The organism is Sphingobacterium sp. Lzh-3, from assembly GCF_046764375.1.
Classification (GTDB): domain Bacteria; phylum Bacteroidota; class Bacteroidia; order Sphingobacteriales; family Sphingobacteriaceae; genus Sphingobacterium.
On the sequence record NZ_CP177226.1, the window covers coordinates 4,711,159 to 4,726,510 of the forward strand.

Below are 15,352 nucleotides of genomic sequence, written 5' to 3' on the forward strand. Positions count from 1 at the left end.
CTCGCGAAACTTATATTTTCATACCCTACTTGCGCATAAGGCCACATTGAAACGAATAGGATCATGTGTTGCTTTAATACAATTGTGGCTTACTCAATTGCAGGCATGTATTGTCATAGTTGTCGCGGCATAGTCATCGGGAATCAGCAATTTGGAATGAATGCAATACCACATTTGAAGTATAAATAATAATACATACTTTCGCATTGTAGTATTAGAAATAATCGTTAAGACAGCATTAATTACGCTATGTCAGAGTCCGTTTTAGCATTTCAATCAGGTTCATTCCATATCCGTCAGCTGACAGAGAGCGAATCCCCACTTTATAAAGCGATGCGTATCGAGTCAATTCAAACCGAACCTACACTTTTTCGACAGAGCACTCCTCCTGAAATAGAACTATCTGATAAGGATTGGGCAGAACGCATAAGATACCCGCGTATTGTTTTTGGTCTTTTCGAAAATGAAAAAATGATTGGGATAACCAGTATGCTGTTGCTGAATAAAGAAGAAGCCTACTTTGGTCAGTCTTTCATACAGCCACAGTATAGAAAATTAGGTCTATCGAGTCTTTTGTATAAAATAAGAATGGTGTGGGCCATCGAGAATCAATTAAGAAAACTGACGATAAGCCATCGTGAAATAAATATGATTTCAAAAGCCGCTATCCGAAAAGCCGGTTTTCACTATAGCCATAAAGAACTTGTACAATGGCTCGACGGAACAAGTGGTTACTCTATGTATTATAGTCTACTCCTATAATCAGTAAGGCGAACTAACTGGACTGTTAATCAATCCCGAGAAACCAAGATAGGGTAAAATAATCGCTTTTCCATCTTGAATGCGTATATTGAATCGATTTATGTTTCATTTAATGCTGTGTTAATACCGGATGAAAAAACTAATCTTGAGCATATTCTTTTTAGCTAGTTTAGCTTTGTATGGCCAGCAAAAGGCAACAAAAGACAGTTTTACAGCAAAAATTCAAGAACTAGAAGGCGATATAAATCATGATGGTTATCCGGATAAAATTGTTCTTGCCATGGACACTTCAAATACGGCAACACCAATTAAAACGCAGGTATTTCTGTCCAAACCCAAGGGAAAGCTACAGTTGGCCCTCTCCTCAACGACGATGATCGAACCCCATTTTCCGCTGCCCAACTTCGCTATCGAAAATGGTCAGCTTCATATATTAGCCGATATCACAGATGGGCATACCAACTATACATTTCGTTGCAGAAATGGAAATTTTGAATTGATCTACCTAGAAAAAGGAACCTGGGATGGCAAAAACACAACGACTGAAACCCAATTCAACTTATTAACTGGGATAAAAACGGAACAGGTAAAAGCGCTAGGGTCCGAAGAGAATCTACAAGAAAGAAAAACTACGATAAGAATTAATCCCTTACCGTTACTGCAAGAGCTCAATCAATTTGATACCCCCTCATTTAGGCTCAATAAAACTCCTTAGCCCAGCATAAACAATCGATAGGATTCTAAAAGAGATACCCACCGGCCATTTTATTGGCTTTCGAGACTTTCCATAAATGCAATGATGTCTTTCTTTTCCTTTTCGGTCAGATGCAAATTTCTATCTGACAATGTCTGATTGGGTAATTTGATCCCCAATCCTGCCCCACCCCCATTATTATAAAATTCCATGACCTCATCCAAGGACTGATAGATCCCATTGTGCATATAGGGAGCAGTTTTCTTTACATTCCGGACAGAAGGTATCTTAAAGGCATATTTATACGAATCAACACCAATGATATCATAGTACCCTAAATCGGAATCCAGCACAGAATCTTTCAGGGATTTTGGTACGCCCAGGACTTCGACTTCGCTCTGAATAAATTTAGGCGGTGTAACACCGTTGAATAAAGGCAGGAAATGACAGGTCGCACATTTTCCCTTGCCCATAAATAAATTAAACCCATCCACTTCCGGTTTGGATAATGCGTTCTTATCCCCACGCATATAATCATCAAAACGGCTATTGATTTTGGTCAGGCCACGAATATAAGAAGCAAGTGCATTGCTTACCTGCTCAGCTGAGATCGGTCCATCCGCTGTATTGAACGCTTTATTAAATAATGATCGATAGATTTTATCCGAAGAAACGTATTGAACGATATCAGTTACCGAGCCGTCCATTTCCTGCTTATTACCAATGACTTCGTGTATCTGATCTTCCAGCGTCAACGAACGCATATCATAGAAATAGTTGGACTGTAAGGCCGCATTGAGCAATGTAGGCGTATTGCGTTTGAGCAAACGTCCCGAACCATGAATGTCCACTTGCAAGTTTAACCCATCAGTAAATGCGCGATCAGGATGATGGCATGAAGCGCAACTTCTCGTATGTGTCCCCGACAAAGCAACATCATAAAACAATTTCTCGCCCAATACAGCCTTTTCATTGCTGAAATGGAATTTCGGCCCTGGGCTAAAGGCATCTACATTAAATGCATTCAGGTCAAACATCGTATTGACGTCTTGCCGAAGCATCCGATTGTATCTGATTTTAGGGCCTGGAAGATTACGTTGCAACTGTGCTATCTCCGTGCTGATATTGTTGGCAAATTGGGTAATGAATTGCGCCCTATCGAACGATTCAAATTCCGCATGTTGTTGCAAATATTTGATCGCCCCTGTAAGCATTAAAGGTAGTGTTTCTTTTCTACCTGCATATTGCAAAAGAATTTGCTGTAGACTGCCTAATGCAATGGAGGACTCGATCATACTATTTCGAGAAAGTGCATTATCAAATCCGGTAATTCCTAAGGAAATAATCCGAAACACCTCCAATTTTGTTGCATCCAAAATACGCCAGTCTTCCAATTGATGATCTTCAAAATAGGAAATCAAATAATCCGTATTGGTTATCAAATGTTCGATTTCACGAATTAGCTTTTGCCTATTGTTATTAGCGTAAGTGGGATAGATAAGCTCTTCAATCACCTGCAATCCAATAGGCTCCACTCCCCTGGCCAAAGAGGGATCCAACAAATCTGCATTTTCAACTTCCTCCACCGGAGGACCATTTAATCTTCTGGATAGATCTGCTGTAAAATATTCGGACGCCCATTCAAACTTTTTAAAAAGAAGCCTTGTCTTCAAAAAAGCTCTTCTCAGCCCAAGTGTATCCACTTTACCTTTCCGTACTTCGGCATTCAGTGTATCCTTGATATAAGTCTTAAAAGAAAGCATCTGACCCAGTACTTCTTTCTGAATCAGATGCTCACGGGCATTGCCCACTTTTTGTTTTGTATAAACAGGCTGCCCTGTAGTAAATCCGAGGGTAAATACTATTGCAACCAATACGATAAAAACAACAACCTTTTTACACATCGCTCAATTTCCTATCTCTCGATATAAAAACCGTTTATTTGAAAACGAGCGCATTTCTAAACGGATTTGCTTTTCTATCCCTTTCAGCAAGAGGCTCTATTCCCCAGCGTTTTTCTATAAATGAAAGGATGCTCACTGTTTCATATGGCGTATGATCCACTACACCACGTTTAGCAAATGGTCCAATGACAATTGCCGGGATACGGCTACCAGGTCCCCAACGGTCAACGACGGGTGGGTTAACGTGATCAAAAAAGCCACCAAATTCATCGTAGGTCAAAATCACCAACGCGTCTTTTGCATTCGGTCCCTCCAATACAGCATTGATTAAGTCAACCGCAAGTTGCTCGGAGGAATAGACCGCCGAACTTCCGGGATGCTCATCATTGCCGCCACCCGGTTTAACAAAAGACACACTTGGAAGCGTCCCTTCTTTTGCGGCTTTAATAAAATCGTTTTGATCCTTCATGTGTTTTCGCCCTTCCTTACCATCCTCATAATTCGCGAAGTATAAAAAGGGCTCATGATTGTAGGCAAAATTATTTTTACGTTCGGCAACAGCGTCATCCCAGCCTTCTGAATACCAAGCCCAACTTACATTTTTCGCTGTTAGGCGATCGCCAATGGTCGGCATAGTCTGAGAAGGTAATAATTTGGAAGTATCCGATTTCGCGGGATAAGGTTTGTTGCGAGAAAGCACGTGATTGATCGCATAACCGTCTGGCGTAACTACACCATCCTTAATCATCTTGCCATTTGCATCAAGTTTAGCAACCATTGAGCTTGGTGCATCAGGCCAAACAGGAATAGCTGCGGAAATCAAATAAATATGATTTAAATAGGATCCGCCAAATACACTCTGAAAGAAATTATCACACAATGTATACGCTTTGGCAAACGGATACAAAGGTAGCTTCTCCGTATTGTAATAGCCCATTGCTAAACCTTTGGAATCATTATAGAGGGCAAATTTATCCATTTTCCCTCCATTGATCTGCAATTGATTATGATAAAAACGGTGTGTAACATCGGGCGTCGCCTTATCCGAAGGTACATATTGGTCTATATTAAAAAATTGATTGGGTAGATTGGTTGGAAAGGAATTATTACGTGGAATTTCGGGGAGGTATTGGTAGGCTTTACCGTGCTCGTCTACCTGTAAAAAATCCCCCTTCTTGACATTCGCTATGCCATTGGCTCCCTTGAATTCGCCATACAGATTGTCAAAACTATGGTTTTCCATATAAACAACAACCACATGGTTAATTTTTTTGATCCCTTCATCGAAGGGAATCTCTTGGTGTCGGGCGTTTTTGGTAAGTCCGCAACTGCTGATACTCAAAACTCCAAGAGACAAATAAAATAAGTGTTGTAACCGCATCCTGTCTTCTTTTAGTAGGTTAGACTGTAATTTCTAGAACAAACTTACAATTATTATCGTTTTCGTAACCTATAATCAAAAGGATTTGCGACCTACGTATCAGGTTCTTTACAGGCAGCTTTCCTCTTATCACTAAAAACAAAGACCTGTTTACCTATTAGCTTGTAGCTTCCACTTCCTCATTCTTGGTATAAAGTTTACTCCGGTAGGTTATACCCCATTTAGTAATCTCATCGATGATTGGACCCAAAGTTTTTCCGCACTCGGTCAATTCATACTCTACCGTCAGGGGTTTGGTATTTAATACTGTTCTTCTGATCAGCTGGTTCATTTCTAAATCCTGCAGTTCTTTAGACAACATCTTCGCACCTATCCCTTCAACTTCGCGCAGCAGTTCCATAAAACGTAATTTCTCGACCAACAATAGGGTACCTATAATATGAAATTTCCATTTTCCGGCTAAAATCTCCATGGTATCGTTAATGGCCAACACACGTGTTTTACATGCACCCGACGACGTTAAAGTTGCTTCCTTTTTCATTTCACTTTTTTTTATTCATGCATTACCCGCCTTCCTAGAGCATCCTATTTCCCTAAACGATCAGCGATAGATGAATACACAAGCAAAGCTTGGCTCCATTGGCATGATTTCTTTATTCTTACAAAAATACGCATTTATAAAGTTTCAGACCACTATCTTTTTGGAAAGTAGTTTCCTTAAGGAAACTGATACCTAAAATAAACTATCTATCATCTACCTTTGTATTGGCAACATCAGAAGGAATAAATTGGCACAGTTGATGCTGCAAAATGAAAAGTGCAAATAACATATAAAAAATAAAACGATTAAAAATGAAAAAGCAATTAATCTCGGGTTTAGCCCTTATGCTATTGTTAGCTTCTTGTCAGAACACAAACGGCGACAAAGCAACAACAACAACTGCTCAGGAAGTAACTGAACAAAAAGGACAGACTTACACTGTTGAAGCAGATAAAAGCTCATTAAAATGGACTGGTTACCATAAAGGCGGTTTAAACCCAAGATATGGTGTTTTGAAAAGCGAAGGAACACTTTCAGCTGAAAATAATACAGTTACTGGTGGTACTTTCACCATTGATGTCAATTCTATTCTGACAGATACAGCTTCTGTAGATCCTGCAACATCCGGTGGCAAAAAATCATCAGATTTGGATGCACATTTAAAAAGTGCTGATTTCTTTGACGTAGCAAAATATCCAACTGCAAAATTCGAAATCACCAAAGTTGGTCCATTCGATGCAGCGCAAGGAAAAAGTGTTGTTGCTGATGCGACAAATACGGTCAGCGGTAACTTAACCATCAAAGATAAAACGGTGAATGTAACTTTCCCTGCAAAAATTACGTTCAATGGTGACGAAGTAACATTCTACTCTAAATTTACGATCCAAAGACAAGATTGGGGTCTTACTTACGGTACAGAAGGTAATCCACAAGATTGGATGATTGCACAAAACGTTGACATTGAACTTAATGTCACTGCAAAAAATGCGAAATAGTTTTCAATAGCGTTTAGTCGCTTATAGTAAATAGATTAATCGGGTAGGTTCTACTTGATTAATCTATTTGATTTAAATAACCTCCCAATAAGAGGTCGTCTTCATTCAGGACCTGGGTCAAGTGTGAATCTTTCAAGAGGTATATGCGGTCACTGATTTCCATTACCTGCCTAAAATAATGATCTGATATCAATATTCCTTTTCGATATTTTACTAACTGAATCTGTTCTTTAATAAGCTCAATATAAATAGGACTAAGACCGACAAAGGGTTCATCAAGTAAAGCGATGGATGCTTTGGTATAAACGATCAATAGCGTTTCAAACAAACGAATCATTCCCAATGATAGGCTACTCAATCGCCTATTCAAATTCTCTTGAACCAATGGAAGCTCCAGTAAATTAACATCATCAATTTGAAAAAATTGAAGGGCTTCAGAAAGCAGCAAATTTCTAGGCAAAAAACCTTCCTGAGGGAGATAGGTAATCTCTCCTGTCTGGTAGCCTTTTTCAAATTTAACACCTTTGCAACGCATGAAAGCAAAATCCGCTTTAATACGTCCAAATATAACGTTCATCAGGGTAGATTTCCCACTACCATTTCTGCCCAAAATCCCGACCACTTCTTGCTGCGCACATGTCAAATAAAGCCCCGAAAGAATGCTCCTGCCACCACGACTAAACGATAAACTATCTATGTATAGCAGCTCGTTAGATAAATTTTCAGACTCCAACATAAAATTACAAATAACAAAAAGTCTATTACACTAAGCCTTATCAGCAGACTTATGGGAGATAGATGCAAATTTTTCAGAAACACTTCTTTCTTAGGAAGATGAAAAATATATTCGGCAATAAAAGAAATAATAGAACCAATGACTTTAAACCAAAAAATGAACATATAGAACGACGCTGTTCCAACGGAATTCAGCATAAAACGTGGTGACTGTAAAAGAATACCTCCTGTCACAAATAAATTAAAGAGAATAATGAATCTAAAAAATTTTAAACTCAACCGTATCGTCTTAATGGAATTCAATTAGAAATGTATTAGCTACTTATAATCGGCGTTATCATAATAAAAAGGTTTTAAACGCTGAAATGAATATAGCCAAAAGAAATGACCGAACATTATTTTTAACATTCCTTAACTTCAGCGGATGCACCTGATAGCACCTCTATATCCTTACTTTTCGGTTTGTTCTAATTTTTTCTTCAATCGCTGTTTTGCCTTACGAACCGCTTCCACCGAAACACACAGCAATTCGCTCATACTTGCATTACTTAAATCCAATTTGAGCAGCGCTAATATCTTGAGGTCATTCTCGGTAATCTTTGGATAAGTTTGCCGCATTTGTGTCAGATAAGCTGGATATACCTTATTAAAAACATGTTTGAATTTTTGCCACCGCTCATCGGTCATAATATGCTGCTGCAAAAGCGCGTTCAGATTATCCGTAACTTGTGTCAGGTATGCCGGATCAGATTCAGAAATCTTTACTACTTCCTGCCTAAGTTGCTGGATGACGACATCGTTTTGCCGGATAGTGTCTGTAAACTCGGTCAAGGAGTTGCGTAAAATCATTAGCTCCTGATCTAACAATTGTTTTTCATAGGCAAGCGCAAGTTGGTCTTTTTCCAGTAAAGTATTCCGCATCTTAATTTTAATTTTCGACTTATTGACTAACAGAACAACTATCGCAAAAATCAACATAAGGACAATGCCTATAAACTGATACATCCGTTTTGTCCGAATCCGTTTTTCTTCCGTGGCTTGGATAGTCCGGTTGTATTTTTCAGATTCCCTTTGCCAGAGCATTTTCTGTATCTCCTTGTCATTCGTTCTCTTTTCCAACGAATCTTTCAGCATTAGATACAAATGCAATTGCTTAAGCTCCTCCCCTTCACGTCCTAAGCCCCGCATAATGTTGGACTTGGATTTTGCTAGTTCCATTTTATATTTCAAAAAATAGGGTTTGTCTTCCATCAAATGCTCACAGGCCATCGTATATTGCTCGGCCAACTTCCATTCTTTCAATTCGATATACCAATTGGCTAGATTGAGATTTGCCCGCATTGCATCTGTACGTTCATTGTAACGCATGGAGAGCGCTATATTTTTCTTAACCAATGCAATAGCTTTTTCCCTTTCACCTTTTCGCCATGCATGATCCGCCAGATTACCCGAAATAATACCGATCCACACGGAATCCTTCGCCAATTTAGCCTCATCCATGGCACGATTCAAATAAGAAAAGGCTTGGTGATTGAGCGAGTCCTTTGCCAGATATACAGCAATAGAGTTGATCAGATCGACACGTTCTCGTGAAGCCGGCTTTGTAAAGGGTAAAGCCTCTTCCAAATAAACAACAGCATTTGCCTGATCACCAATATAACTGTAGAAGCTCGCCATAAATTGGTAATGCTTCACCACCAAGGGGATTTTTTTGATATTGACTTTAGATTTTAAATCATTCGCTCGTAGAAAGAACGGAAATGCTTCTTTTACCCGTCTATAGACGAAGTTGTAATACCCTTCACGGGCACAACCTAACATTTCTAATTCAGCATCAGGATGAACACGTAGCAGCTGCTCAGCCAAACGATAATAGCGCTCAGATGACGAATTTATACGATCAAAAGCTATAGAGAAACCATCGGCCATGCGCATATAATAGGCCCATTTTAAAGCAATATTCCTTTTTTTGTCTGCCAATTCAAAAACCGGAGCCAAGGCATTTCTCAACTTGATCGTATCACCGTCAAATCTGATGGGCAACAGTAGGACAGCTTCCAGTTGGACAACAGGATTCTCAATAGCAGATATTTCTGCTACAGATTGCCCATAGACATGATTAAGGTTGCCTGACAATACCAAAGAAACGAGTACAAAAGAATAAAATAAAATGGTTTTCATGCTTAAAAAAGGTCAATTTCAGCGCGCTGTCTCCCTATTGGTATAACCAATAAAATAATTTTCAATAATTCTTTAAAATTAACACGCAAAATCCTTAAAGAAAATGGTTAATACAGACATATTGCTCGCAAATCAATGCGCCCAAATCCGGTTATAAATATAATATTTATAACTTTAACATAATTATACGTTTTTATTAAAATTTCGCCTTCTTTCAACACTATTACACTCCATTAAATTTGACAGATCAGGTCTTTTATTTAACACTTTTCCAAAAAAATGAACAAAATTCAAACAAAAACAACAGGATTAACTCTCCGAAAAGGAATATTGAAAGATCTGCAGGAAATATTAATCCTATTTTCCGGAACGATTGAGACTGTATGCGCAAATGATTATAATAACGAGCAAATTGTAGCATGGATATCATCCGTCAATAACACTGGCCGTTGGCATCGGCTAATCGAAGATCAGTATTTTATTGTAGCTGTGCTGAATCAGAAGATTGTTGGTTTTGCCTCCTTAGCTCATGGAGATTATATCGACGTCTTGTATGTGCATAAAGATTTTCAACGACAAGGGATTGCACAACAGCTTTATAATGCACTGGAAACCGAAGCTACCACACATAAAAACACTATTTTAACCGCAGACGTAAGCAAAACAGCAAAACCTTTTTTTGAAGCTAATGGCTTCAAAGTTATCGCGGAGCAGATTCAAATACGAACTGAAGTCGAAATACCAAACTATAACATGAAAAAAGATCTTTAGGTTCTCTTCCGAATTTTAGAAATGCTCTCCATAGTCGATTACTTCAGTTTGCAAAAGCAGCTTACTTTCAGTATTATTCTTTAATGTCGCTGTTGCTATTTTAGTCTTTGTATCAACACTGAACTCCAGCACAGCCCCAATGTCCTTTTTATCATTAAAAAATGAAGCAAAGTTTTTAAATGTCTCAGTTTCATCAAACAAAAACCGCGCAGCACATCGGTTATTATGCTGATCATACCATTTGATATAAACATCTTTGGGAATACCTCGAGATGCCATGTCCATATCCCGAAGACGCTCATCAAAGACAAAACGTTCGGAATTATAAAATTCAAAGTCTGCGTCGAATGTTTTAATGTCGGCAGACATAACAAATTTTGGCTGTAAAGAATACCGCGTGCGCAATTTATCCCAATAGCCATAGGGAATCGGTTTATTTGCAATAGCTTCTTGAACATCCGAAGGAATAATCGATGTATCGGACAATACCTGTTCGCGCCATTCTTGATTAAAGATATTACCATACGTTCCATTTTCCTTGGATGTATCCGTAGCATGGAGCACTACTTTTTCTGCTTGATAACGACCAATTTCGACCTGACGACGTCCTGTTCCAGTGGCCCATATCACAAGTACGCCCCCCGGAGCAAAGCCCAAAATAACCTTATTATAATGTTCATCAACAGTTTTCGTCGCCCCTTTTTCTTGGTATGGTGTACTGAACAACGTGCGCAATTTATCATAATCAATCGCACCGTTCATACGATAAAAAACATCTTCAGCAAATGAATACCACGTAATGTCCAATGCCTTAGGCAATGACATCACCTGCTCATATGTACCACCCCCAGCCTGTCCCCAAACGGCGTTATAGTTCACGATATTGCCCTCACTAAATGTAAACTCATAATCCTCATCTTTCGGAAAGATAAAGCGGCCTTTATACAGCTGGACGGGATAAGCTGTAGGATTACTCATCGCACAGAACCATTTATAGCGTCCTTCCTTGATATTATCTTCTTGCGTGAGGCGTTCTTCCCTGAGGTCATTAAACTCACGTATTGTCGTTGAGAACGCAAATATAATCGGTAGCAAAATAAGATATCCAAGCAAAGTCGGAACCAAATATTTCCAGGATTTTACAGCCCATGTTATAATCACGCTACTAAAGAATGTCAGGAAAATACTGAGTGTTAAAATCAAGGGAAACATTTCCTTGATCACTCCGCCCAGATCCGCATAAAGTCGATGCTCGTATTCATCACCCAAGGTTGATAAAAAAAGAAGTACCGGAAGCAATAAAGAAAATAAGCAATAAAAAAGAAAACCATAGCCAAGTTCAAAAGCGAATTTTGGTTTCTCTAAGACCTTTAATTTCTTTCGAAAGAAATTAAAATGGAAATAAACCAAGGCGATAACAATAAAATAAGGCGAACAGCAAAATGCAGCATAAACTAAATTTAAATCTGCATTCTGTACAAGTAGGGTCGCGATTAGGCTGATGATGGCAACCAAAAAAGCAGAAACCGTAGCTCTTAAAATCATTGTAATTTGTTTTTAATCCAAAAAAATCTGTTGATTTCGCCTAACCGACAACAACACACTTCAAAAATAACAAGAAATGTTTTAGGAATATAAAGCGATCGATATTCAAGTACATTGATCAAATATTCGACCCAAAGTAGACAATATATTCTTTTAACAAGAATGTATATAATTAACTTTTATCGGTTTTCGCCAGGATCGATATCCTGAGCCATTTCAAACACAGTCAGTAAAGTTCCAGCTTTCCCCCCTCTCCAGCAAGAGATCGCTCGTTATCGTAAATTTTCTTCGAAAACACTCCAATCAAAGGTCCCCTAAGGAAAGTCGATCAAGTTTACTAACTTCGTTTTTATTCTTCAAATCATGGATATACATAATAAAATTAGAAAAGCCAAAGAGAGTGATTCGCATGTTGTACCTGAAATTATGCTCCAGGCGATGGGAGACATTATATTTCGTTTTATTCAAAAAGAAGATCCAACTGAGGCCGTACTTTTTCTAACCCAGCTTTTTAGGCAAAAAGGTAATCTCTATAGTTATGAGAACACATTTGTCGCAATTGACGATAATGAACGTATTGTAGGCTCTTTAACTGGCTACGATGCTGATCAGTTTGTTGAATTAAGACAGCCTATTTTGGATCACATGAAGGAGCAGTACAACAATAATTTGATTCCGGAAGCCGAAACAGCTGGTGACGAATTTTATATCGATTCAATTGCTGTTGCTCCCATTGCACGAGGTAAAGGTATCGGAACACAACTTTTACAGTATGCGATTACACATGCCAAGCAACATGGTTTTAAACAAGTTGGTCTGCTCGTTGACCTAAAGAATCCCAATGCGCAAAAGCTCTATGAAAGGATTGGTTTTAAGCTTGGTAAAAAAACACCTTTCGCAGGCGGTGAATATTACCACATGTACATTTCCCTTGATTAAATACAGTGTTTATCTTATTTATCGCCATTCAGGCCTTATCCCGCTAATCAGTACCGTTTAAGAAGAAATCCAAGCAGCTTTGGCGGACATAACCAATTAGATCAGAAATAACCATTGATCAATTGGCAAGGATTTTGTATTCCAGATACCAACTATGAAAATTTGGGAATAATGAAAAAGCTACTTTCTATTGCGGTAGGCTGTTTAAGCCTAGTTCTGGCAACGCCAGCTTTAACACAAGCACAACACAGAGGACATGACGACCATGGCTGGCATGGCAGCAAAGATCGAGAAAAATATATCAGAAAACGAGAAAAGGAGTACGATAAATATGTCCGTGAACGCGAAAAGCAAGATCGCAAATACTGGAAACATGAATATGAACATGATCATGGCCGTCCCAGATGGGCTAGCGCACATCACTACGATATGAGACATCATGTGTACTTTAGCGATTATAAAACATTCTATGATCCCTATCGGGGCGGATATGTCTATATGACCAATGGTCGATGGAACTTTTCTGTGAATGTCCCTTCTTTCCTCATGAATGTCAACTTAGGAAATGCAGCAATCCGTGTGATCAAGGACGTACCTATTGACAGAAGACCTGAAGAGTATTACGCTGATAATGAAGATTGGGACGATTAAAGACACGATCGAACTTTTTACGTTTATTTAGAATAATTACTGATAATACTGTATTTTTGCGCTGTTCATCCTATTGACAGCGCATCTATGACAAATAAAAGAGCTAAACAAAATATTCTAAAAAATATACTTAGAAAACTCCATCTTTATTTGGGCTTATTATTTGCTGTAATCTTTTTTACTGTTTGCGTTACAGGAATGTTATTGAGTTTTGAAAAAGAGCTTACCCCACTTTTATGGCCGAAAGAACAGAAGGTAACCGTACAAACCAATCGTCTTTCCCTTGCACATATTTCCCAAAAAGCCGAAGCCATATTTCCGGACAAAAAGTTGTTTCGCATCGAAATTCCAGCAGATCCTTCCCGCAGTGTCCGCATACAGTATGGACAGAAAAAGACTGGATACTGGTATGCATATATGAATCCTTATACTGGAGAACTATTATCCAAAGGTCGGCAGAGTGACCGTTTTTTTCAAAAGACTTTAGATATCCATCGTTTTCTTCTCGTCGAAAAAATCGGAAGTACCCTAACAGGAATCTCAGCTCTAGCAGCTCTCTTTCTTGCCCTAAGTGGTATTTACCTTTGGTGGCCCAAAAATAAATCCATATTCAGACAACGTGTAACGATGAAAAAGGCAGCCTCTCTCAAAAGAAAGGTCTGGGATTTTCACGCAGTCGGCGGTTTCTACGCATCTTTGTTTTTAATTATTTTTACCTTAACAGGATTGACCTGGAGTTTCGATTGGTACAATAAACAATTCTATAAAGTATTGGGTTCAACCCAAAAATCAACAAAAGAGAAGATCAGCAACACCAACAAACTGGCTTTTTCAGATTACCTTGTGCTGGATACGATCTATCAGCAGCTAAACCGCCTATACCCTACCTCGGGAAATATAATTGTCACATTTCCTGAAAAGAAGGATCTAGCTTTTGCGCTAACCAAGGAAAACTTTTCAAATACAACTTTACAGATCAACCAGGCATTCTTTGACAGCAAATCCGGACAGTTACTTAAAAATAACCCTTTAGCAAAGTTACCATTGGCACAGCAGGTTCAACGGATGATGAAATCCATCCATATGGGATCGATATTTGGACTACCCTCTAAAATTATTGCATGCTTAGCCGTTACACTAGCGGCGTCTCTCCCCATCACAGGGATATGGATATGGCTAAACAAAAGAAAGAAGAAGAAACCGTCAAAAAGCCAAAAGAAGAAATCAATTCAACTTCAAACCATAGCATAGCATGCATGGTTACTTTTCTCAAACACACAATTAGGCGACAATAGAAGAGACAGATTTCATTATTTTAATGTACTTTTGCCCGGTTAATTTTTCGCTCTGAACAAGGGTCAAAAGCTTTGTAACTGCCCTGAATCTATAAAAATAGGACATTCCTTAGGCATCATGTCGATGGACTTTGCTCACTTAAATATCCTGATATCCAGCATAGAAAACGGGAATAGCTTGTTATAAATTCTACAAATATCAAGATAATATTTGCAAAGCTTAGCGTCCTTGATCGATCTATATTTGCAAATAAAATGAGACATCATCTTCACAGACAACTACGGATCTATAGGTATGTGATCTATAGAGAAACGTTAGTCGATCCCAGGGAACATTTTTGGTCATTTATTGGTGCCTTTGTTGGGATATTTATTATCGCCTATATCCAATCACTTCATTTACCTTCGCTGGAAAATATCTTTTTAATAGGTTCTTTCGGCGCTTCCTCGGTTTTGGTTTATGGTGCTATACAAAGTCCACTTGCACAACCCCGCAACCTTATCGGCGGGCATGTTGTCTCTGCTATTGCGGGGGTTACAGTCGCGCAGCTCCTTCCCGACATTATCTGGCTGACTGCGCCATTTGCTGTAGCCTTGTCGATCGTTTGTATGCAATATACCCGAACTTTACATCCTCCCGGTGGTGCAACAGCACTCATTGCCGTTAGCAGCGGGACAAAAATTTCAGCTATGGGATATTGGTACGTATTAAGCCCTGTGCTATCTGGCTGTATCATTTTATTCCTGGTGGCCTTAATCTTTAACAATATCACCAAAAATAGACATTATCCTGTTAAAAAATCACGTCTGCGCCGTTCAAGAAGACAGCATTTAAAGGCGCGTTTTAATAGCACCAAAAGCCCGTCACACTTATAACGTGCTGGAATCCCTCATTCTATCCAAATCTATCGGATAGAATGGGTACTTGATTCATACCCAAGCAAAATTCGCCAAAGAA

14 protein-coding genes are annotated in these 15,352 nt (G+C 38.8%); 8 read left to right on the forward strand and 6 right to left on the reverse strand.

Annotated features, from left to right (window positions below):
* The first annotated feature begins 249 nt into the window (after positions 1-249).
* Both ACLCDV_RS19840 and ACLCDV_RS19845 read left to right on the forward strand, forming a co-directional pair.
* Positions 250-762 (forward strand): GNAT family N-acetyltransferase, encoded by a 513-nt coding sequence (locus ACLCDV_RS19840; protein ID WP_411972057.1) that lies wholly within the window; start codon positions 250-252, stop codon positions 760-762.
* Positions 763-892: 130 nt separating this feature from the next.
* Positions 893-1,477, forward strand: coding sequence for a hypothetical protein (locus ACLCDV_RS19845; protein WP_411972058.1), 585 nt, complete (start codon positions 893-895; stop codon positions 1,475-1,477).
* 50 nt (positions 1,478-1,527) lie between these two features.
* Here ACLCDV_RS19845 and ACLCDV_RS19850 read toward each other — a convergent pair whose 3' ends face one another.
* The 3 genes from ACLCDV_RS19850 to ACLCDV_RS19860 form a co-directional block, all read right to left on the reverse strand.
* Entirely contained in the window at positions 1,528-3,360 is a 1,833-nt protein-coding gene (locus tag ACLCDV_RS19850) for a cytochrome-c peroxidase (RefSeq protein WP_411972059.1), read from the reverse strand.
* A 34-nt stretch (positions 3,361-3,394) separates the two neighbouring features.
* Positions 3,395-4,741, reverse strand: a complete 1,347-nt coding sequence (gene acpA / locus ACLCDV_RS19855; RefSeq protein ID WP_411972060.1) for an acid phosphatase — start codon at positions 4,739-4,741, stop codon at positions 3,395-3,397.
* 157 nt (positions 4,742-4,898) lie between these two features.
* Complete coding sequence (locus ACLCDV_RS19860; protein ID WP_075993811.1) at positions 4,899-5,282, reverse strand: winged helix-turn-helix transcriptional regulator; 384 nt, start codon at positions 5,280-5,282, stop codon at positions 4,899-4,901.
* A gap of 311 nt (positions 5,283-5,593) precedes the next feature.
* Here ACLCDV_RS19860 and ACLCDV_RS19865 point away from each other — a divergent pair, with 311 nt between their 5' ends.
* Positions 5,594-6,277, forward strand: a complete 684-nt coding sequence (locus tag ACLCDV_RS19865; RefSeq protein WP_075993812.1) for a YceI family protein — start codon at positions 5,594-5,596, stop codon at positions 6,275-6,277.
* Between the two features lie 58 nt (positions 6,278-6,335).
* On the opposite strand, the gene ACLCDV_RS19870 is transcribed toward ACLCDV_RS19865, so the two are convergent.
* Positions 6,336-7,013 (reverse strand): ATP-binding cassette domain-containing protein, encoded by a 678-nt coding sequence (locus ACLCDV_RS19870; protein ID WP_411972061.1) that lies wholly within the window; start codon positions 7,011-7,013, stop codon positions 6,336-6,338.
* A gap of 449 nt (positions 7,014-7,462) precedes the next feature.
* Positions 7,463-9,193 (reverse strand): hypothetical protein, encoded by a 1,731-nt coding sequence (locus tag ACLCDV_RS19875; protein ID WP_343569917.1) that lies wholly within the window; start codon positions 9,191-9,193, stop codon positions 7,463-7,465.
* A gap of 279 nt (positions 9,194-9,472) precedes the next feature.
* Between ACLCDV_RS19875 and ACLCDV_RS19880 the strand changes: the two genes are divergently transcribed.
* Positions 9,473-9,964 carry a GNAT family N-acetyltransferase gene (locus tag ACLCDV_RS19880; RefSeq protein WP_336835581.1) on the forward strand — a complete coding sequence of 164 codons (492 nt, stop codon included), beginning with the start codon at positions 9,473-9,475 and terminating at the stop codon, positions 9,962-9,964.
* Positions 9,965-9,979: 15 nt separating this feature from the next.
* Here the strand turns inward: ACLCDV_RS19880 and ACLCDV_RS19885 are convergent, their stop codons facing one another.
* Complete coding sequence (locus tag ACLCDV_RS19885; protein WP_411972062.1) at positions 9,980-11,509, reverse strand: DUF2931 family protein; 1,530 nt, start codon at positions 11,507-11,509, stop codon at positions 9,980-9,982.
* A gap of 363 nt (positions 11,510-11,872) precedes the next feature.
* On the opposite strand from ACLCDV_RS19885, the gene ACLCDV_RS19890 reads away from it, so the two are divergent.
* The 4 genes from ACLCDV_RS19890 to ACLCDV_RS19905 all read left to right on the forward strand — a co-directional run bounded on the left by ACLCDV_RS19890 (position 11,873) and on the right by ACLCDV_RS19905 (position 15,270).
* The gene (locus ACLCDV_RS19890) at positions 11,873-12,448 is read left to right on the forward strand and encodes a GNAT family N-acetyltransferase (protein WP_317664599.1); all 576 of its coding nucleotides are present in this window, start codon (positions 11,873-11,875) and stop codon (positions 12,446-12,448) included.
* 171 nt (positions 12,449-12,619) lie between these two features.
* Positions 12,620-13,099 (forward strand): hypothetical protein, encoded by a 480-nt coding sequence (locus tag ACLCDV_RS19895; RefSeq protein WP_411972063.1) that lies wholly within the window; start codon positions 12,620-12,622, stop codon positions 13,097-13,099.
* A gap of 87 nt (positions 13,100-13,186) precedes the next feature.
* Complete coding sequence (locus ACLCDV_RS19900; protein ID WP_411972064.1) at positions 13,187-14,350, forward strand: PepSY-associated TM helix domain-containing protein; 1,164 nt, start codon at positions 13,187-13,189, stop codon at positions 14,348-14,350.
* A gap of 299 nt (positions 14,351-14,649) precedes the next feature.
* Positions 14,650-15,270 (forward strand): HPP family protein, encoded by a 621-nt coding sequence (locus ACLCDV_RS19905; RefSeq protein ID WP_317664593.1) that lies wholly within the window; start codon positions 14,650-14,652, stop codon positions 15,268-15,270.
* Positions 15,271-15,352: the final 82 nt, after the last annotated feature.